The organism is Streptomyces sp. SJL17-4, assembly GCF_036826855.1.
Classification (GTDB): Bacteria; Actinomycetota; Actinomycetes; order Streptomycetales; family Streptomycetaceae; genus Streptomyces.
This window is the reverse complement of record NZ_CP104578.1, coordinates 6,542,402-6,560,032: the sequence shown is the minus strand read 5'-3', so window position 1 is coordinate 6,560,032 and position 17,631 is coordinate 6,542,402. Positions and strand designations below refer to the sequence as shown.

Sequence of the window (17,631 nt, the reverse complement as noted above, 5' to 3'; positions counted from 1 at the left end):
CCCACGAGAACGACGGGTCTACCGGCTCCCCGCGAGCCGGTAGACCCGTCGTGCGTTTCCCGCCGCGATCAGGGCGGCGACACGCTGGGCGTCCGTACGGGACCAGGCGCCGTCCATGACCCATTCGCCGAGCACCCGGGTGAGGGCGGTGCGGAAGACGTTCGCGGCGACCACATGGAGCTCGGGCAGTCCGTGGGCTCCGCTGGAGAACAGCAGCTTTCCGAACGGCGCCCGCTCCAGGACCTCGGCGAGGACGGCCGCCGCCCGCGCCCCGGTGTGCGCGAGAACGGGACCCAGGTCCGCGTACACGTGCGGGTGCACACCGGTCAGGTGCGCGGCGGCGCGGTGGTACGGGTAGGAGTGGAGCAGCACCAGGTCGGTGCCGAGCCCCGCGGTGGCGGCGGCGAATCCGGCGAGCGGGGCCGGGTCCCGGTCCCCGGTGTGCAGTTGCAGGGGCCGTCCGGCGGTGACCGCGATCCAGAGCAGATGGCGCAGCAGGACGGGGTCGGTGAGCGGGCCGCCCGCCGGGCGTCCGGCGAGCCAGCGCCCCGCGGCCCCGCGTACCTCTCCGGGTCCCGGCGGTTCGGGCGTGTACGTGAGTCCCTGGCGCACCCCCGCCACGGAGGCGAAGGCCACGGCGTGGACGGCGGCCCCGTGGACGGCCTCGGCGAGGTTGGCGAGGAAGGCCTCGACGGTCCCCGAGGTGTCGGCGACCTGCTCGGCGAGGGGTTCGAGGCGGACGATCTCATGGGCCTCGGCGGCCCCGGTGGCGCCGAGCTCGGCCGGTCCCGTGAGGTCCTCCGGGAGCCCGGTGTCGACGAGGTACGTGGCGATCCCGGAGGCGCGCAGCAGCCGCCGGCCCGTCTCGGCGACGCCCAGTTCGCGGCGGCGCGCGAGATACCGGGCGGGCGGGCAGTGCGCTTCGAGACCGAGCAGCGGCGGGCACCAGCGGCGCACGGCGAAGCCGGTCTGGGTGTCGAAGAACGTGGTGCCCGCTGCGGGCAGCGCGCCGCTCCCGCCGAGCTGGGCGCCGAGGTGGGCCTCGAAGGTGCCGAGGCCGAGCTCCGTACGGAGCACCCCGTGGCAGTACTGGTCCACCAGGCTCGGCGTGTCGATCATCTCGGGGGGCTCCCTGCGTGGCCGTGTCGCTTCTCCACACGTCCTAACGGGTGAACCCCGCGCGAGGTTGTTGCCCCAGCCTCGTCAGCTGTTGGAGGGGCCGCCGATCTGGAGACCGGCCATCCGGGTCCACTCGTACGGGCCGGTGGCGACCTTGGCGGCGAACTCGCCGTCGAACTCCTCGTGGAGGGTGAGCTCGGCCTTCTCGGCGGCCTGCCGGGCGATCTCGTACGTCGGCGCGACGAGGTCGCCCCAGCCGCCGTCGGTGCCGACGAGGACGATCCGGGTGCCCGCCTGACCGATGTGCGCGAGGTGCCCCTCGGAGCCGCCGTGCTCCTTGGAGAAGGCCTTGATCTCCTTGGCGAGCCTGGCCGCCTTGCGCTCTGCCTGCTTCGTTTCTGCCATGAAAAGGATGCTACCGAGGGGTAGATCTACTGGCGACGGCCGGGTCACGTGGCCTATCCCACGTGACCCGGCCGCCCGCCGAGCAGATCATCTGAGCGGAGACGTCGGTCGAGACGTCCCGGAAAGTCCCTCCTGGGACGTTTCTGACGGGCCCTACCGGAGGAAGGGGTCCACCGCGACCGCCACGAAGAGCAGCGAGACATAGGTGATGGACCAGTGGAAGAGGCGCATCTCCTTGAGCTTCGCGCCGGTGGCGCCCGCCTTGGCCCGGTTGAGCAGACCGTGCGCCTCCCAGAGCCACCAGCCGCCGGTGAGCAGCGCCACCGTCAGGTAGAACCAGCCGGTGTAACCGAGCGGCGTGAGCAGCAGCGAGACGGCGACCATCACCCAGCTGTACGCGACGATCTGCTTGGCGACGACCTTGTTGGAGGCGAGGACCGGCAGCATCGGCACGCCGGCGCGCGCGTAGTCGTCCTTCACCTTCATCGACAGCGGCCAGTAGTGCGGCGGCGTCCAGAAGAAGATGACGGCGAAGAGGATGATCGCCGCCCAGGACATCGAGTCGGTGACGGCCGACCAGCCGATGAGGACCGGCAGGCAGCCGGCGATCCCGCCCCAGACGATGTTCTGCGCGGTGCGGCGCTTCAGGATCATCGTGTAGACGACGACGTAGAAGAGGAGCGCGCCGAGCGAGAGTGCGGCCGAGAGCCAGTTGACGAGCAGGCCGAACCAGAGCGTGGAGACCACGGCGAGGGTGAGGCCGAAGACCAGTCCCTCGCGCGGCGTCAGGACGCCGGTGACCAGCGGACGCTGCGAGGTGCGGTCCATCAGCGCGTCGATGTCGCGGTCGATGTACATGTTCAGCGCGTTGGCGCCGCCCGCCGACAGGTAGCCGCCGAAGCAGGTGGCGAGCACCAGCCACAGGTCGGGCACGCCCTGCTCGGCGAGGAACATCACCGGAACGGTGGTGATGAGCAGCAGTTCGATGATCCGCGGCTTGGTCAGCGCCACGTATGCCTTGACGCGGGCCCCGAACGGCCGATGGCCCCCCGGGCTGGGAGTCAAGACGACCCCTGCGGGTCGGGACTCGACGGCCGTCACGCACACCCCTGACAGAGAAATTCCCAGCAAGCTCCCCGGATGAAGGCGGGGTGAAGCTTGCGCGTACCACGCCACTGTAGACGTTGCCCAGACGCCGATCTTCGCGGGGGTGGGGTCGTGTTGAGGGGGTGTGTCCCGGGTGTGTCCCAAGGCGTGGACACGCCCGGGTAGGGCTTCGGGAGGCGAACTCACACGGGCGGCGGCAGTCTTGCTGTGTCCGCTCATTTGAGGGGCATGCACACGAAAAGAAGGGCGTTCCGGCGGGGGTAGGCTCGACAACGCCGGTACACCCTCAGTCACCGGCTTCAGACATGTGGAGAGGAGCCCTGACCCAGGGTGAGCACTAAGCCGACCACCACAGACCTCGAGTGGACCGAGTTGGACCAGCGGGCCGTCGACACCGCCCGCATCCTGGCGGCGGACGCCGTACAGAAGGTCGGCAACGGCCATCCCGGTACGGCGATGAGCCTGGCGCCCGCCGCGTACACCCTCTTCCAGAAGGTGATGCGGCACGACCCGGCCGACCCCGAGTGGGTCGGGCGCGACCGGTTCGTCCTCTCCGCGGGACACTCGTCCCTGACCCTCTACACCCAGCTGTACCTGGGTGGGTTCGGTCTTGAGCTGGACGACCTGAAGGCCTTCCGCACCTGGGGCTCGAAGACCCCGGGTCACCCGGAGTACGGTCACACCGCCGCGGTCGAGACCACCACGGGCCCGCTGGGCCAGGGTGTCGCCAACGCCGTGGGCATGGCGATGGCCGCCCGCTTCGAGCGCGGTCTGTTCGACCCGGAGGCCGCCACCGGCGCCTCCCCGTTCGACCACCACATCTACGCGATCGCCGGTGACGGCTGCCTCCAGGAGGGCATCTCCGCGGAGGCGTCCTCGCTCGCCGGCCACCAGAAGCTCGGCAACCTGATCCTGCTGTGGGACGACAACCACATCTCGATCGAGGGTGACACCGAGACGGCCGTGTCCGAGGACACGATGAAGCGGTACGAGGCGTACGGCTGGCACGTCCAGCGCGTCGAGCCGCAGGCCAACGGCGACCTGGACCCGGCCGGTCTGTACGCGGCGATCCGGGCCGCCGAGGCCGAGACCGAGCGCCCGTCGTTCATCGCGATGCGCTCGATCATCGCCTGGCCCGCCCCGAACGCGCAGAACACCGAGGCCGCGCACGGCTCGGCGCTCGGCGACGAGGAGATCGCGGCCACCAAGCGCGTCCTCGGTTTCGACCCGGAGCAGACCTTCGAGGTCACCGACGAGGTGATCGCGCACACCCGCTCGCTCGGCGACCGCGGCCGTGAGGCCCGCGCCGCGTGGGAAAAGTCGCTCGCCGAGTGGCGTACGGCCAACCCGGAGCGCGCCGCCGAGTTCGACCGCATCCAGGCGAACGAACTCCCGGCCGGCTGGGCCGAGAAGCTCCCGGTCTTCGAGCCGGGCAAGGGTGTCGCCACCCGTGCCGCCTCGGGCCAGGTCCTCAAGGCGCTCGGCGCGGTCATCCCGGAGCTGTGGGGCGGCTCGGCCGACCTCGCCGGCTCCAACAACACGACGATCGACAAGGACTCGTCGTTCCTGCCCGAGGGCAACCCGCTGCCGGAGGCCGACAAGTACGGCCGCACGATCCACTTCGGCATCCGCGAGCACTCCATGGCCGCGGAGATGAACGGCATCGCGCTGCACGGCAACACGCGCATCTACGGCGGCACCTTCCTGGTGTTCTCCGACTACATGCGCAACGCCGTGCGTCTGTCCGCGCTGATGCACCTCCCCGTCACGTACGTCTGGACCCACGACTCGATCGGTCTGGGCGAGGACGGCCCGACGCACCAGCCGGTGGAGCACCTGGCCTCGCTGCGCGCGATCCCGGGTCTCAACGTGGTCCGTCCGGCCGACGCCAACGAGACGGCCATCGCCTGGCGCGAGATCATGCAGCGCCACACGAAGGTCTACGGCAAGGGCGCCCCGCACGGCCTCGCGCTGACCCGTCAGGGCGTGCCGACGTACGCGCCGAACGAGGACACGGTCAAGGGCGGCTACGTGCTGTTCGAGGCCGAGGGCGGCTCGCCCGAGGTCGTGCTGATCGGTACCGGTTCCGAGGTGCACCTGGCCGTCGAGGCCCGCGAGCAGCTCCAGGCCGCCGGTGTCCCGACCCGGGTGGTCTCGATGCCGTCCGTCGAGTGGTTCGAGGAGCAGGACCAGGCGTACAAGGACTCCGTCCTGCCGCCGTCGGTCACGGCCCGCGTCGCGGTCGAGGCCGGTATCGGCCTCACCTGGCACCGCTACGTCGGGGACGCCGGCCGGATCGTCTCCCTGGAGCACTTCGGTGCCTCGGCGGACGCGAAGGTCCTCTTCCGCGAGTTCGGATTCACGCCGGAGGCGATCGTCGCCGCCGCGCGGGAATCGATCGACGCCGCCGCGCGCTGACGCGCATACGTACGACTTAATGGAGATGGAATTCTCATGACAGACGCTCTCAAGCGCCTCTCCGACGAAGGCGTCGCGATCTGGCTGGACGACCTCTCGCGCAAGCGGATCACGTCCGGCAACCTGGCCGAGCTCATCGACCAGAGCCATGTGGTCGGTGTGACCACGAACCCGTCGATCTTCCAGAAGGCCATCTCGCACGGTGACGGTTACGAGCAGCAGCTCGCCGACCTCGCCGCCCGCAAGGTGACCGTCGACGAGGCCATCCGCATGATCACGACGGCGGACGTCCGCGACGCCGCCGACATCCTGCGGCCGGTCTTCGAGGCGACCGAGGGCCAGGACGGCCGGGTCTCCATCGAGGTCGACCCCCGTCTCGCCCACGAGACGACCGCCACCATCGCCGAGGCCAAGCAGCTGGCCTGGCTGGTGGACCGCCCCAACACGCTCATCAAGATCCCGGCCACCAAGGCGGGTCTGCCGGCGATCACCGAGGTCATCGGCCTCGGCATCAGCGTCAACGTGACGCTGATCTTCTCGCTCGAGCGCTACCGCGCGGTCATGGACGCCTACCTGGCGGGCCTGGAGAAGGCCCGCGAGCGCGGCCTCGACCTCTCCAAGATCCACTCGGTGGCCTCCTTCTTCGTGTCCCGGGTGGACTCGGAGATCGACAAGCGTCTGGACGCCCTCGGCACCGACGAGGCCAAGACCCTCAAGGGCAAGGCCGCCCTGGCCAACGCGCGTCTGGCGTACGAGGCGTACGAGGAGGTCTTCTCCTCGGAGCGCTGGGCCGCCCTCGACAAGGCGCAGGCCAACAAGCAGCGTCCGCTGTGGGCCTCGACCGGCGTCAAGGACCCGGCGTACAAGGACACCCTGTACGTCGTGGACCTGGTCGCCCCGGGCACGGTCAACACCATGCCGGAGGCCACCCTGGAGGCCACCGCCGACCACGGCGTGGTCGCCGGTGACACCGTGCGCGGCACCTACGACCAGTCGCGTGCCGAGCTCGCGGCCGTCGAGAAGCTGGGCATCGCGTACGACGATGTCGTCCAGCTCCTGGAGGACGAGGGCGTCGAGAAGTTCGAGGCGTCCTGGAACGACCTTCTCAAGTCCACCGAGGCGGAGCTCTCGCGCCTCGCACCTTCGGAGGCGTAAGCACTTTGAGCGCAGTCCACGGAGCCAACCCGCTCCGTGACGCCGCAGACCGACGGCTCCCGCGCATCGCGGGGCCGTCGGGTCTGGTGATCTTCGGCGTCACGGGCGATTTGTCCCGTAAGAAGCTGATGCCTGCCGTCTACGACCTGGCCAACCGCGGCCTGCTGCCGCCGGGCTTCTCGCTCATCGGCTTCGCCCGCCGTGAGTGGCAGGACGAGGACTTCGCGCAGGAGGTCCACGACGCCGTCGAGCAGCACGCGCGCACCCCGTTCCGCGAGGAGGTGTGGCAGCAGCTGATCCAGGGGATGCGTTTCGTCCAGGGCGACTTCGACGACGACGACGCCTTCGAACAGCTCAAGGACACCATCGAGGAGCTGGACAAGGCGCAGGGCACGGGCGGCAACTTCGCCTTCTACCTGTCGGTCCCGCCGAAGTTCTTCCCCAAGGTCGTCCAGCAGCTCAAGAAGCACGGGCTCGCCGACCAGAAGGACGGCTCCTGGCGCCGCGCGGTCATCGAGAAGCCCTTCGGCCACGACCTGGTCTCCGCCAAGGAGCTCAACGAGGTCGTCCACGAGGTCTTCCCGCCGAACGAGGTCTTCCGGATCGACCACTACCTCGGCAAGGAGACCGTCCAGAACATCCTGGCGCTCCGCTTCGCCAACACCCTCTTCGAGCCGATCTGGAACCGGTCGTACGTCGACCACGTGCAGATCACCATGGCCGAGGACATCGGCATCGGCGGCCGCGCCGGCTACTACGACGGCATCGGCGCCGCCCGTGACGTCATCCAGAACCACCTGCTCCAGCTGCTCGCGCTGACCGCGATGGAGGAGCCCGGCTCCTTCGACGCCGACGCGCTGGCCGCCGAGAAGACCAAGGTCCTCGGCGCGGTGAAGGTGCCCAAGGACCTGGGCAAGTCCACGGTCCGCGGTCAGTACGCGGCAGGCTGGCAGGGCGGCGCGAAGGCCGTCGGCTACCTCCAGGAAGACGGCATCGACCCCCAGTCGAAGACCGACACCTACGCGGCCATCAAGCTGGAGATCGACAACCGCCGCTGGGCGGGCGTCCCCTTCTACCTGCGCACCGGCAAGCGGCTCGGCCGCCGCGTCACCGAGATCGCGGTCGTCTTCCAGCGTGCCCCGCACTCCCCCTTCGACTCCACCGCGACCGAGGAACTCGGCCGCAACGCCATCGTCATCCGGGTCCAGCCGGACGAGGGCGTGACGGTGCGGTTCGGCTCCAAGGTGCCCGGCACCCAGATGGAGATCCGGGACGTGTCGATGGACTTCGCCTACGGCGAGTCCTTCACGGAGTCCAGCCCCGAGGCGTACGAGCGTCTCCTCCTCGACGTCCTGCTCGGTGACTCGAACCTCTTCCCGCGCGTGGAGGAGGTCGAGCTGTCCTGGAAGATCCTCGACCCGATCGAGCAGTTCTGGGACAAGCACGGCAAGCCCGCGCAGTACCAGTCCGGGACCTGGGGTCCGGTCGAGGCGGACGAGATGCTCGCACGAGACGGACGGAGCTGGCGCCGGCCATGAAGACCGACCTGACGGACACCACGTCCTCCAAGATCAACAAGGCGCTGGTGCTCGGGCGGCGGGCGATCGGCACGCCGGCCGTCGGCATGGTGCTCACCCTCGTCATCGTGACCGACGAGGAGAACGCCTACGACGCGCTGAAGGCCGCGAACGAGGCGTCCCGCGAGCACCCCTCGCGGACCCTCGTCGTCATCAAGCGGGTCTCGCGCTCCCCGCGGGACCGTTCCAAGGCACGACTCGACGCCGAGGTCCGCCTCGGCGCCGACGCCAGCACCGGTGAGACGGTGGTCCTCCGGCTGTACGGCGAGGTCGGCGACCACGCCCAGTCGGTGGTGCTGCCGCTGCTCCTCCCGGACGCCCCCGTCGTCGTCTGGTGGCCGGTGAACGCGCCGACCGACCCGGCGAAGGACCCGCTGGGCGCGCTCGCCCAGCGCCGGGTGACCGACACGTACGCCGCCGAGCAGCCCATCCAGGAGCTGACCGCGCGCGCGGACGCGTACACCCCGGGCGACACGGACCTCTCGTGGACCCGGATCACCCCGTGGCGTTCGATGCTCGCCGCCGCGCTCGACCAGGTCGTGTGCGAGGTGACCTCCGCCGAGGTCGAGGGCGAGGAGTTCAACCCGAGCGTCGAGCTGCTCGCCATGTGGCTGGCGGAGCGGCTGAAGATTCCGGTGCGCCGCTCGAAGTCGGCGGGGCCCGGTCTCACCTCCGTACGGATGCAGACCAGCTCCGGCCCGATCGTCCTCGACCGGCCGGACGGCTCGCTCGCCACGCTCTCCATCCAGGGGCAGCCCGACCGTGCGGTGGCGCTCAAGCGCCGCGACACGGCCGAGCTGATCGCGGAGGAGCTGCGCCGGCTGGACCCGGACGACACCTACGCGACGGCACTCAAGTTCGGCCTTGAGCGGCTCGACGAGGAGGCGGCCGTCACCGCCCCCGACGTCGTCGTGGAGACCGCCGTGGAAACCGCTGCGGAGTCGGCCGCCCCGGCGGCCGAGCCCGCCGCGAAGCCCGCCGCGAAGCCCGCCGCGAAGAAGGCCCCGGCCAAGAAGGCGGCGGCCAAGTGAGCACGCCCCAGCTGGTCGTCCACCGCGACAAGGAGCTGATGGCCGAGGCCGCGGCCGCCCGGCTGATCACGAAGATCGTGGACGCCCAGGCCGCCCGCGGCGCCGCCTCGGTGGTGCTCACCGGCGGGCGCAACGGCAACGGCCTGCTTGCGGCGCTCGGTTCGGCGCCCGCGCGGGACGCGATCGACTGGTCGCGGCTCGACCTGTGGTGGGGCGACGAGCGGTTCCTGCCCGAGGGCGACCCCGAGCGGAACGTCACCCAGGCCCGGGAGGCGCTCCTCGACCGGGTGCCGCTCGACCCGGCACGGGTGCATGCCATGCCGGCCTCGGACGGCCCGTACGGCTCCGACGTGGACGCGGCCGCGGCCGCGTACGCGGAGGAGCTCGCCGCCGCCGCGGGCCCTGGTGACCATGGCGGGGTGCCGACCTTCGACGTCCTGATGCTGGGCGTCGGCCCGGACACCCATGTGGCCTCGCTCTTCCCGGAGTTGCCCGCGGTCCGCGAGACCGAGCGGACGGTGGTCGGCGTGCACGGCGCGCCCAAGCCGCCGCCGGTACGGGTCTCGCTGACGCTTCCGGCGATCCGGGCGGCCAAGGAGGTCTGGCTGCTCGCGGCAGGTGAGGACAAGGCGAAGGCGGCGGCGATCGCACTGTCGGGCCCGGGCGAGGTGCAGGCCCCGGCGGCCGGCGCCTACGGCCGCTCGCGCACGCTGTGGCTGCTGGACGCGGCGGCGGCCTCGGAGCTGCCGCGGAGTCTGTACCCGCCGGCGTCCGCCTGACGCGACGACGCCATGGAGGCCCGGTTCACCTTTCGGTGGACCGGGCCTCCTGCGTCGGTACGGGTTCGAGGAAGGGCGTGAGCAGGTCCGGTACGGCCCCGGCGGCGAAGGTCAGGCCCTGGCTCCGGCCCACGTCGAGGATGTCGTACGCGCCCGCTCCGGCGGCCGTGGTGGCGGTGAGGGTCAGCACGCCGGCCCGCCGCTGGAAGTACGACTGCTTGACGGTCCAGCCGATGACGCCGGAACGCTGGAGGGCGACCGTGGCCCGCCGGACCGTACCCGAACGGGTCACCAGATAGGCGCCGCTGACGCCGTGTCCGAGTGCGCGGTACGCGTCGAGGGCGAACAGCACGGCGACCGGGACGAGGACGACCGCGCAGCCGGCCGCCACGTACAGCAGGACCGGGGTGAGGAGCAGCCCGAGAAGGACGAGGACCGTCACGGGCACCAGGACGCTCCACAGCGCCCAGCGCACCCTCCGGGTGCGGGCGGCCCGGGGGTGGGGGGCGAGGGGCGCCCCGGTGGGCGGCTCCGGCTCGCGCAGGACCTGGGCGGCGACCCGGTCGGCCACCGGCCGCTCCGCGGCCGGCAGCAGGCTCTTGAGGTCGGCGTGCTTGTCGGCGTCGTCCTTGACGAGACCGGTGGCGACGGCGTCGACCCGGGCGGCCCCGAGCAGCCGGACGCCGAGCGGCTCGACCAGCTCGATGCCGCGCAGCCTGCGCTCCTCTATGGAGACCGAGCGGGCGGTGAAGAGGCCGCGGGAGACCCGCAGGGTGCCGCCGGGCTCGCGCTCCAGACGGTAGTTCCACCACATCTCGACCCAGAGGCCGAGCGCGCCGACGGCTCCGGCGACGGTGGCGAGGAGGACCAGGGCGACGATCATCCAGGGGATGGAGACGTCCTGGAAGCGGTCCCCTATCCAGTCGATGACCTCTCCCTGGGCGCCGAACCACTCACTGACCTGCATGACGGCGCCGGCCGCCGCGCCGCCGAGGGCGGGGGCGAGGAAGGAGACGGGGGCGTAGCGGATCCAGCGCGGGTCGAGGGTCGCGAGGGTGTTGTCGTGGTCCGGTTCCTCGGGGGTGACCGCTGGGCGGGCGAGCAGTTCGTGGCGCAGCCGCTCCCCCTCGGCCCGGGTGACCAGGTCGAGTTCGAGCGTGGAGTCGCTGCCGCCGGTGTGCTCGCCGGTGCCGATACGGACCTTGACGAGGCCGAGGACACGCTGGAGCGGGTTGGCGGTGAGGTCGGCGCTGCGGATGCGCTCACGGGCGAGCGAGCGGCGCTGGACGACGAGGAGTCCGGTGTGGAGCTCCACCCTCTCGGTGCCGACGCGGTAGCGGGTGCGGCGGAGCCGGAGGGTCTCCGCGACGATGTCGGCGAGCAGGGCGAGGGCGACGCCCGCGGCGACCCAGGCGGCGGCCTGCCAGAGCGGGCGGGGCCCGGCCAGCGCGAAGGTGACGGGCAGCGCGGCGCCGACGAGGACGCCGGCGAAGAGGACGACCCGGACGAGGACGGTACGGGGGTCGAGCCGGAGCCAGTCCGTCTCCTGGCTCCCGTGGGCGGCGGCCTCCGTCACCGTGTCCGGTGCCTCGCTCATGTGGCGTCCCCGGGGGTGGCCTGGGTGATGAGGGTCAGCCGCTCGGCGAGCCCGGCGGCCAGCTCGTGGTCGAGGCCCTCGATCCGGATGGCGCCCTTGGAGGAGGCGGTGGTCACCGTGACGGTGGCGAGCCGGAAGGCCTGCTCCAGCGGGCCGCGCGAGGTGTCGACGGTCTGGATCCGGGACATGGGAGCGATGCGCCATTCCTGCCAGATGGCCCCCGTGCGGACGTAGACGGCGTCCTCGGTGACCTCCCAGCGGTGCACCCGGAACCACCAGGCGGGGAAGAACGCGGTACTGGCGAGGCCCACGGCGGCCACGGCCGCGGCCGAGACCAGCAGCCAGAACCGGGCGGGCCCGATGAAGGCGCCGAGGACGCCGAGGACCACCACCGGTACGGCGGTGGTCACGAGCAGCCGGCTCCGCCACCAGGCGACGGCCCGCTCGTCCACGGCGTTCCTGGGCGGCCGCAGCCGCACCGCGTTCTCCCCCGTCATGGCTCTACCGTCCGCGCAGCGTGCGGTAGGCGGACACGAGTCCGGCGGTGGAGCTGTCGAGCTGCTCGCCGCCCTGGGCCCCGTCAGCGGCCGTCAGGACCGGCTCGATCCGCTTGGCGAGGACCTTGCCGAGTTCGACGCCCCACTGGTCGAAGGAGTCGATGTTCCAGATGGCGCCCTGGACGAAGACCTTGTGCTCGTACAGCGCGATGAGCTGGCCGAGGACGGACGGGGTCAGTGCGTCGGCGAGGATCGTCGTGGTGGGGTGGTTCCCCTGGAAGGTCTTGTGCGGGACGAGCTCCTCGGGGACGCCCTCCGCCCGTACCTCGTCGGGGGTCTTGCCGAAGGCCAGCGCCTGGGTCTGGGCGAAGAAGTTGGCCATGAGCAGGTCGTGCTGGGCGACGAGGCCCGGCAGCAGGTCGTCGACCGGCCGCGCGAAGCCGATGAAGTCGGCCGGGATGACCTTGGTGCCCTGGTGGATCAACTGGTAGTAGGCGTGCTGCCCGTTGGTGCCGGGGGTGCCCCAGACGACGGGGCCGGTCTGCCAGTCGACCCGGTTGCCCTCGCGGTCCACCGACTTGCCGTTGGACTCCATGTCGAGCTGCTGGAGGTAGGCGGTGAACTTGGACAGGTAGTGCGAGTACGGCAGGACGGCGTGCGACTGGGCGTCGAAGAACGCGCCGTACCAGAGGCCGAGGAGACCGAGGAGCAGCGGCGCGTTCTCCTCGGGCGGAGCCGTACGGAAGTGCTCGTCGACGAGGTGGAAGCCGTCGAGCATCTCGCGGAAGCGCTCCGGGCCGATGGCGATCATCAGGGAGAGGCCGATGGCGGAGTCGTACGAGTAGCGGCCGCCGACCCAGTCCCAGAACTCGAACATGTTCGCCGTGTCGATGCCGAACTCCTCGACCTTCTCGGCGTTGGTGGAGAGGGCCACGAAGTGCTTGGCGACGGCGTCCTGGTCGGCCCGCAGCCCGGTGAGGAGCCAGTCGCGGGCCGAGGTGGCGTTGGTGATCGTCTCGATGGTGGTGAAGGTCTTCGAGGCGACGATGAACAGCGTCTCGGCCGGGTCGAGGTCGCGGACCGCCTCGTGGAGGTCGGCGCCGTCGACGTTGGAGACGAAACGGAACGTCAGGTCCCGCTGGGTGTAGGAGCGCAGCACCTCGTAGGCCATGGCGGGGCCGAGGTCGGAGCCGCCGATGCCGATGTTGACGATGTTCTTGATCGGCTTGCCGGTGTGACCGGTCCACTCGCCCGCGCGGACCCTGTCGGAGAAGGCGCTCATCTTGTCGAGGACGGCGTGGACGGCGGGGACGACGTTCTCCCCGTCGACCTCGATCACGGCCCCGCGGGGGGCGCGGAGCGCGGTGTGGAGGACGGCGCGGTCCTCGGTGGTGTTGATCTTCTCGCCGCGGAACATGGCGTCGCGGAGCTCGGCGACGCCGGTGACGGCGGCCAGTTCGCTCAGCAGGGTCAGCGTCTCGTCGGTGACGAGGTGCTTGGAGTAGTCCAGGTAGAGGTCGCCGACGCGCAGGGCGTAGCCGGTGCCACGCTCGGCGTCGGCGGCGAACAGGTCGCGCAGATGGGTGTCGCCCAGCTGCTCACGGTGCTTGCCGAGGGCCGCCCACTCGGGCAGCCGGTTGAGCCTGGTGCGGCCTTGGTTGTTCATCTCGGACATCGCCCATTTCTTCTCGTACTGCTTGTCTGCCCCGCTGCGTCTCCAACCTAATTGATCAGAGGGGCCAGTGACGCGACGGCGAGCGCGAACAGGGCCGCCGCGAGCAGGGCCGGGGTGAGCGGTCCCCAGCCGGCGGCCGCCGCGCCGCCCAGAACGGCCCCGAGCGGGGCTCCCGCGACGGCGAGGGTGCGGAAGGCCGCGGCGATCCGGCCGAGCATGCCCTCGGGGGCACGCTCCTGCATGAGGGTCGTCTGCTGGACGTTCCACACCGTCCCCATGAAGCCGAACACCGCCATGGCCCCGATCGATACCGCGAGGACGGGCACCGTCCCCAACAGGACCAGGCAGCCGGTCTGGACGGCCCCGGCGAGGAACACCGCCCGTATGCGTCCGGTCCGTTCGGCGATCCGGCGGGCGAGGAGGCCGCCGGCGACACCGCCCACGGCGAAGGCGGTGACCGTGGCCGCGTATCCCGCGTTCCCGGTGTGGAGGCCGTCGGTGACCAGGACGACGAGGGTGGCGATGAGGGCGCCCATGCCGATGTTGCAGAGGGTGGTGGCGGTGCAGAGCCATCGCAGGGTCCGGTCGCGGCGCAGCACGGCGAGTCCCTCGGCCATCTCGGCGCGGAGGGTGGATCCGGCGGGCCGGGGCGGCCGCTCGGGCGCCCCGGCCCGCAGGGAGGCGATGAGCAGCGCGGCCAGGACGTAGGTGGCGGCGTCCGCGGCGTACGGCACGGCGGGCCCAACGAGGAGCAGGGCGGGGACCAGGGGCGCGGCGAGGAGCCCGCCCGCGAGCTGCTGACCGGTCATCAGGCGGGCGTTGGCCCCGGCCAGGGTCTCGGCGGGTACGAGGGCGGGGAGCAGCGCGGTGGCGGCGTTGTCGAAGAGGGTCTGCAGGGTGGTGAGTGCGAAGGCGAGGACGAGCAGCAGGGCGATGCCGGCGTGTCCGAGTGCGACGGCGAGGGCGAACCCGGCCATGAGCGCGCCGCGTACGAGGTCGACGGCCCACATGGCCCGCCGCTGGTCGACACGGTCGGCGACGGCTCCGCCGAGCAGTCCGAAGAGCAGCCAGGGCAGATGGCCGCAGGCGGTGACGGAGGCGATGAGGAGGGGGTCGTCGGTGAGCGAGGCGGCGAGCAGCGGCATCGCGGCGGTCCGCAGGGAGTCGCCGAAGCGGGAGACGACCGCGGCCGTCCACAGCCTTCCGAAGCCGCCGCGCCAGGCGGGCACGGTCGCGCCGCCCGCTGTCGCCGTCATCGTCATGGTGTGCGCCCCCGTTCGTCCGCCGGATCCGAAGTCCCTTCACGACCGACGTTGGAGGGCACCACTGACAACGGGCCTTGCCCGCGAACCGAGTTCGCGGGCAAGGCCCGTTCGTCACATCGTCACACCGTGCTCAGATCTCGCCGCGCAGCTTGGCCAGCGCCTCGGCGAGGATCGCCTCGCCGTCCGCGTCGCTGCGCCGCTCACGCACATAGGCGAGGTGGGTCTTGTACGGCTCCGTGCGCGGCGGGTCCGGCGGGTTGTCCCGGTCCTGACCGGCCGGGAAGCCGCACCGGGGGCAGTCCCAGGTCTCGGGGATCGCCGCGTCGCTGGCGAAGCTCGGCTGCGTCTCGTGCCCGTTCGAGCACCAGAAGGAGATGCGGGCGCGCGGCGCCGATTCGCCCCGCTCGGCCTCGCCCATCGGCCCCGCCCCGACCCGGCTTCCCCGGATCGCGTTGCCACTTGCCACGGTCGTAACTCCCTGCGTGATGGTGCTCGAAGATGCCCCAGTCTACGTAAGGCCCAACGCGCGTCCAGTGTTCGGAGTTACCCGTCCAACTTCATCAGCAGACCAAGCACCACAATGCAGGCGAACCAGAGCAGACCGACCACGACGGTGATGCGGTCCAGGTTGCGCTCGGCGACCGAGGAGCCACCGACGGAGGACTGCATTCCGCCTCCGAACATGTCGGAGAGGCCGCCACCCTTGCCCTTGTGCATCAGCACGAGCAGCATCAGCAGCCCGCTGAAGACGATGAGGGCGATCGAGAACCCCATAACCACGGCTGGACCAACTTCCTCGGACTTATACGGACGGGGGCCGGGCACCTGCCCGACCCCCGCAAGGGTACGACGTATCTTATGGCTCGGCTCCCCTCCGGGGCGCTTTGTGCCGAGCTCACAGGATCGTACGTGCTCGCCTCCTCGTTCCTCGGAGGCTGCACGCGCTCGATCCTGTTCCCTCGGCGCGCCCCTTCGGATCGCTCGCCGACTCCGCTACCGCATACTCACTGGTCGCGGAAGCGGACGATCTTGACGAACTCGTCGGCGTCCAGGGCCGCGCCGCCCACCAGGGCGCCGTCGACGTCCGGCTGCGCCATGATCGCGCCGACGTTGCCGGACTTCACCGAGCCGCCGTACTGGATGCGGACCTTGTCGGCCAGCTCCTGCGAGTACAGCTCCGCGAGGCGGCCGCGGATCGCCCCGCAGACCTCCTGGGCGTCGTCGGGGGTGGCGACCTCGCCGGTGCCGATGGCCCACACCGGCTCGTACGCGATCACGATGGTCTCGGCCTGCTCGGCCGGGACGTCCTTCAGACCGCCGTCGAGCTGGGCGAGGGTGTACTCGACCTGGTTGCCGGCCTTGCGGATGTCCAGGCCCTCACCGACGCAGAGGATCGGGGTCACGCCGTGCTTGAAGGCGGCCTTCACCTTGGCGTTGCAGACCTCGTCGTTCTCGGCGTGGTACTGCCGGCGCTCGGAGTGGCCGACGGCCACGTAGGCGCACTTCAGCTTGGACAGCATCAGGCCCGAGATCTCGCCGGTGTAGGCACCGGAGTCGTGGGCCGAGATGTCCTGGGCGCCGTACTTGATCTTGAGCTTGTCGCCGTCGATCAGGGTCTGTACGGACCGCAGGTCGGTGAAGGGAACCAGGACCGCGACCTCACAGGCGTCGTAGTCCTTGTCGGTCAGGGCGAAGGCGAGCTTCTGGACGTGGGCGATGGCCTCGAGGTGGTTGAGGTTCATCTTCCAGTTGCCCGCCATCAGCGGGGTGCGGGTGCTGCTCATGAAAGGGTCAGTCCTCCAGTGCGGCGAGGCCGGGAAGCGTCTTGCCCTCGAGGTATTCGAGGGAGGCGCCGCCGCCGGTCGAAATGTGGCCGAATGCCTTCTCGTCGAAGCCCAGGTTGCGGACGGCGGCGGCGGAGTCGCCACCACCGACCACCGTGAAGGCCGGGGAGTCGACGAGCGCCTGGGCGACGGCCCTGGTGCCCTCGGCGTAGTCGGGGTGCTCGAAGACGCCCATCGGACCGTTCCAGAAAACGGTGCCGGCGTCGGCGAGCTTCGAGGCGTAGAGCTTACGGGTCTCCGGACCGATGTCCAGGCCCTCCTCGTCCGCCGGAATGGCGTCCGCGGCGACCGTGGTCGGGTTGGCCGGAGCCTTGGTCTTCAGGTCCGGGAACTCGGCCGAGACCAGGACGTCGACGGGGAGGACGAACTCCACCCCGCGCTCCTTGGCGCGCTTCAGGTAGTCCAGGACCGCCGGGATCTGGTCCTCCTGGAGCAGCGAGATGCCGACCTCGTGGCCCTGGGCCTTGAGGAAGGTGTACGCCATGCCGCCGCCGATGAGGATGCGGTCGGCCTTCTCCAGGAGGTGGTCGATCACACCGAGCTTGTCGGAGACCTTGGCGCCGCCGAGCGCGACCACGTACGGCCGCTGGACGTCGTCCGTGAGCTTCCTCAGGACGCCGACCTCGGTGGCGATGAGGTAGCCCGCGGCGTGCGGCAGGCGCGCCGGGAGGTCGAAGACCGAGGCGTGCTTGCGGTGCACGGCGCCGAAGCCGTCGCCGACGTAGACGTCGGCGAGGGCGGCCAGCTGGTCCGCGAACGCGCCGCGCTCGGCGTCGTCCTTCGAGGTCTCCCCGGCGTTGAACCGCAGGTTCTCGATCACGGCGACCTGGCCGTCGGCGAGGCCCGCGACGGTGGCGGTGGCGGACTCGCCGACCGTGTCCGTCGCGAAGGCCACCTCGGCGCCGAGGAGCTCGCCGAGCCGCGCGGCGGCCGGCGCGAGCGAGAACGCCGGGTCCGGGGCGCCCTTCGGGCGGCCCAGGTGCGAGGCGACCACGACGCGGGCACCCGCGTCGGCGAGCGCCTTGACCGTGGGCACGACGGCGCGGATGCGGCCGTCGTCGGTGATGGTGGTGCCGTCGAGCGGCACGTTGAGATCGGCGCGGACGAACACCCGCTTGCCGGAGACGCCTTCGGCGAGAAGCTCGTCGATCGTCTTCATCTG

At 71.1% G+C, this 17,631-nt stretch carries 16 protein-coding genes; 5 read left to right on the top strand and 11 right to left on the bottom strand.

All coding sequences use genetic code 11. The annotated features are described in order from the left end of the window. Positions 1 to 18 precede the first annotated feature (18 nt). The 3 genes from N5875_RS29460 to N5875_RS29450 form a co-directional block, all read right to left on the bottom strand. Entirely contained in the window at positions 19 to 1,119 is a 1,101-nt protein-coding gene (locus N5875_RS29460; protein ID WP_318207169.1) for an amidohydrolase family protein, read from the bottom strand. An 84-nt stretch (positions 1,120 to 1,203) separates the two neighbouring features. After that, positions 1,204 to 1,524: a hypothetical protein gene (locus tag N5875_RS29455; RefSeq protein WP_318207170.1), complete on the bottom strand. Its 321-nt coding sequence runs from the start codon at positions 1,522 to 1,524 to the stop codon at positions 1,204 to 1,206. A gap of 153 nt (positions 1,525 to 1,677) precedes the next feature. Further along, entirely contained in the window at positions 1,678 to 2,625 is a 948-nt protein-coding gene (locus tag N5875_RS29450; protein WP_187624012.1) for a heme o synthase, read from the bottom strand. 336 nt (positions 2,626 to 2,961) lie between these two features. On the opposite strand from N5875_RS29450, the gene tkt reads away from it, so the two are divergent. Genes tkt through pgl form a run of 5 tightly spaced genes read left to right on the top strand, consistent with a single transcriptional unit; the run spans position 2,962 to position 9,591 of the window. Next, positions 2,962 to 5,049 (top strand): transketolase, encoded by a 2,088-nt coding sequence (gene tkt, locus N5875_RS29445; protein ID WP_338497205.1) that lies wholly within the window; start codon positions 2,962 to 2,964, stop codon positions 5,047 to 5,049. A 36-nt stretch (positions 5,050 to 5,085) separates the two neighbouring features. Then, positions 5,086 to 6,204 carry a transaldolase gene (tal, locus tag N5875_RS29440; RefSeq protein ID WP_338497203.1) on the top strand — a complete coding sequence of 373 codons (1,119 nt, stop codon included), beginning with the start codon at positions 5,086 to 5,088 and terminating at the stop codon, positions 6,202 to 6,204. 5 nt (positions 6,205 to 6,209) lie between these two features. Further along, positions 6,210 to 7,742, top strand: coding sequence for a glucose-6-phosphate dehydrogenase (zwf, locus tag N5875_RS29435; RefSeq protein WP_318207173.1), 1,533 nt, complete (start codon positions 6,210 to 6,212; stop codon positions 7,740 to 7,742). Then, positions 7,739 to 8,812, top strand: a complete 1,074-nt coding sequence (gene opcA, locus N5875_RS29430) for a glucose-6-phosphate dehydrogenase assembly protein OpcA (RefSeq protein WP_338497200.1) — start codon at positions 7,739 to 7,741, stop codon at positions 8,810 to 8,812. Before zwf ends, opcA begins: the two co-directional genes overlap by 4 nt. After that, a complete protein-coding gene (gene pgl / locus N5875_RS29425; protein ID WP_338497198.1) occupies positions 8,809 to 9,591 on the top strand; it encodes a 6-phosphogluconolactonase in 783 nt (260 codons plus the stop codon). The genes opcA and pgl overlap by 4 nt, the downstream gene beginning before the upstream one ends. Before the next feature lie 25 nt (positions 9,592 to 9,616). Here pgl and N5875_RS29420 read toward each other — a convergent pair whose 3' ends face one another. The 8 genes from N5875_RS29420 to N5875_RS29385 all read right to left on the bottom strand — a co-directional run bounded on the left by N5875_RS29420 (position 9,617) and on the right by N5875_RS29385 (position 17,628). Then, positions 9,617 to 11,188 carry a PH domain-containing protein gene (locus tag N5875_RS29420; RefSeq protein ID WP_318207176.1) on the bottom strand — a complete coding sequence of 524 codons (1,572 nt, stop codon included), beginning with the start codon at positions 11,186 to 11,188 and terminating at the stop codon, positions 9,617 to 9,619. Next, positions 11,185 to 11,685 carry a PH domain-containing protein gene (locus N5875_RS29415; RefSeq protein ID WP_318207177.1) on the bottom strand — a complete coding sequence of 167 codons (501 nt, stop codon included), beginning with the start codon at positions 11,683 to 11,685 and terminating at the stop codon, positions 11,185 to 11,187. The genes N5875_RS29420 and N5875_RS29415 overlap by 4 nt, the downstream gene beginning before the upstream one ends. A 4-nt stretch (positions 11,686 to 11,689) precedes the next feature. After that, the gene (pgi, locus tag N5875_RS29410) at positions 11,690 to 13,351 is read right to left on the bottom strand and encodes a glucose-6-phosphate isomerase (RefSeq protein WP_338499300.1); all 1,662 of its coding nucleotides are present in this window, start codon (positions 13,349 to 13,351) and stop codon (positions 11,690 to 11,692) included. Positions 13,352 to 13,407: 56 nt separating this feature from the next. Next, a complete protein-coding gene (locus N5875_RS29405; protein ID WP_318207178.1) occupies positions 13,408 to 14,616 on the bottom strand; it encodes an MFS transporter in 1,209 nt (402 codons plus the stop codon). 139 nt (positions 14,617 to 14,755) lie between these two features. Beyond that, entirely contained in the window at positions 14,756 to 15,091 is a 336-nt protein-coding gene (locus N5875_RS29400) for an RNA polymerase-binding protein RbpA (protein WP_071891222.1), read from the bottom strand. A gap of 77 nt (positions 15,092 to 15,168) precedes the next feature. Next, on the bottom strand, positions 15,169 to 15,399 hold the full coding sequence (gene secG / locus N5875_RS29395) for a preprotein translocase subunit SecG (RefSeq protein WP_017238647.1): 231 nt from the start codon (positions 15,397 to 15,399) through the stop codon (positions 15,169 to 15,171). Between the two features lie 230 nt (positions 15,400 to 15,629). Continuing rightward, complete coding sequence (tpiA, locus tag N5875_RS29390; protein WP_030322488.1) at positions 15,630 to 16,409, bottom strand: triose-phosphate isomerase; 780 nt, start codon at positions 16,407 to 16,409, stop codon at positions 15,630 to 15,632. Between the two features lie 7 nt (positions 16,410 to 16,416). Beyond that, a complete protein-coding gene (locus N5875_RS29385) occupies positions 16,417 to 17,628 on the bottom strand; it encodes a phosphoglycerate kinase (RefSeq protein ID WP_338497185.1) in 1,212 nt (403 codons plus the stop codon). Positions 17,629 to 17,631: the final 3 nt, after the last annotated feature.

What these genes read in the sequence shown, in the direction of transcription:
- opcA (WP_338497200.1), top strand. Translation starts at nt 7,739, where the DNA reads ATGAAGACCGACCTGACGGACACCACGTCCTCCAAGATCAACAAGGCG.
- N5875_RS29385 (WP_338497185.1), bottom strand. Translation starts at nt 17,628, where the DNA reads ATGAAGACGATCGACGAGCTTCTCGCCGAAGGCGTCTCCGGCAAGCGG.
- N5875_RS29420 (WP_318207176.1), bottom strand. Translation starts at nt 11,188, where the DNA reads ATGAGCGAGGCACCGGACACGGTGACGGAGGCCGCCGCCCACGGGAGC.
- pgi (WP_338499300.1), bottom strand. Translation starts at nt 13,351, where the DNA reads ATGAACAACCAAGGCCGCACCAGGCTCAACCGGCTGCCCGAGTGGGCG.
- N5875_RS29405 (WP_318207178.1), bottom strand. Translation starts at nt 14,616, where the DNA reads ATGACGGCGACAGCGGGCGGCGCGACCGTGCCCGCCTGGCGCGGCGGC.
- secG (WP_017238647.1), bottom strand. Translation starts at nt 15,399, where the DNA reads ATGGGGTTCTCGATCGCCCTCATCGTCTTCAGCGGGCTGCTGATGCTG.
- tal (WP_338497203.1), top strand. Translation starts at nt 5,086, where the DNA reads ATGACAGACGCTCTCAAGCGCCTCTCCGACGAAGGCGTCGCGATCTGG.
- N5875_RS29415 (WP_318207177.1), bottom strand. Translation starts at nt 11,685, where the DNA reads ATGACGGGGGAGAACGCGGTGCGGCTGCGGCCGCCCAGGAACGCCGTG.
- N5875_RS29455 (WP_318207170.1), bottom strand. Translation starts at nt 1,524, where the DNA reads ATGGCAGAAACGAAGCAGGCAGAGCGCAAGGCGGCCAGGCTCGCCAAG.
- N5875_RS29460 (WP_318207169.1), bottom strand. Translation starts at nt 1,119, where the DNA reads ATGATCGACACGCCGAGCCTGGTGGACCAGTACTGCCACGGGGTGCTC.
- tpiA (WP_030322488.1), bottom strand. Translation starts at nt 16,409, where the DNA reads ATGAGCAGCACCCGCACCCCGCTGATGGCGGGCAACTGGAAGATGAAC.